This window comes from Burkholderia sp. A2 (genome assembly GCF_001729305.1).
Classification (GTDB): Bacteria; Pseudomonadota; Gammaproteobacteria; order Burkholderiales; family Burkholderiaceae; genus Burkholderia; species Burkholderia sola.
In genome coordinates this window covers 915-1,949 of sequence record NZ_LZXX01000117.1, presented here as the reverse complement: position 1 = coordinate 1,949, position 1,035 = coordinate 915, and the positions used below count along the sequence as shown (strand labels likewise).

1 protein-coding gene and 1 pseudogene are annotated in these 1,035 nt (G+C 66.0%); one reads left to right on the top strand and one right to left on the bottom strand.

Annotated elements, in window-relative coordinates:
* The coding region (locus A9Z05_RS38030) for a serine aminopeptidase domain-containing protein (RefSeq protein ID WP_256122102.1) at nt 1–488 on the bottom strand (488 nt) is incomplete at its 3' end.
* Between the two features lie 267 nt (nt 489–755).
* Between A9Z05_RS38030 and A9Z05_RS35360 the strand changes: the two are divergent.
* Nucleotides 756–1,035: pseudogene (locus A9Z05_RS35360) on the top strand (ABC transporter substrate-binding protein); the annotation flags it as partial.

Genomic DNA, 1,035 nt, shown 5'->3' with positions numbered 1-1,035 from the left:
GACGTCAGCGGGCCGAGCACACGCAGGATCAGCCGCACCTTCACGCGTTCGGCCGCCTGCGCGATCAGCCGCGTGCTGCCCGCATGCGCGGCGACCAGCACGGCCGCGTGCAGGTGCGCCGTCGCGGCGGACAGCCCGATTGCGTGTCCGCCGACGCTATGGCCGACCGCCAGCAGCGGCAGCCCTTCATGCGTGTGCCGGGCCCAGGCGGTCGCGGCGCCCACGTCGAGCTCCATCCAGTCGCGCATGCGGGCCCGCAGCGCGCCCAGGCGCGCCGGCCGCGACGCGCCAATGCCGCGATAGTCGTAGGTCAGCGCCGCGAAACCGCGCTCGGTCAGGAACCGTGCGAAGCCCGCGTACAGCCGTTCGGGCACGGCCGTCGCCGGATGGATCAGGACCAGCGCGCGCGGCGTCGCGTCCGGCGACCACAGCGTGCCGTGCAGCACATAGCCGTCGGCTGCGGAAAACTCGATGGGTCGGGAGGTCATGGCGGTCCTCGCTCGGGGCAGTTATTTCGTATGCGAAATATAGTTCGGGATTTATTTCGTGCGCGAAATATCTACCGAGGAATCATTCGAAATTCACGAAGCGGCGGCCGGCAGCCAGCACCGCGCATGGACGAATGCTTCATAAAATATTTGCATCTTTGCAAAGAAGAATATTGCGTTTGTGTCATGACGTGGATCGACGTATCTTCACCGGTTCCATCCGTTGCGCCGGCGGTTTCGCACGGCGGACAAACCTTCCGGGAGATCATGTTGCTGAGCCGAATCGTCACGGCGCTCTTGCTGGCGCTCGCCGCGCAGCCGGGCATCGCCAAAGACACCGTCACGCTGCGCGTCGGTGAACAGAATTACTTCAACATCCAGGCGTCGATGGAAGCGTCCGGCGTGCTGAAGGACCTGCCTTACACGATCGAATGGAAGCACTTCCAGGCCGCCGCGCCGGTGGCCGAAAGCCTGAACGGCAACGCGATCGACGTCGGCTTCCTCGGCGATTCCGCGCTGCTCACGCTGGCCGCGCGCGGCGCGCCGG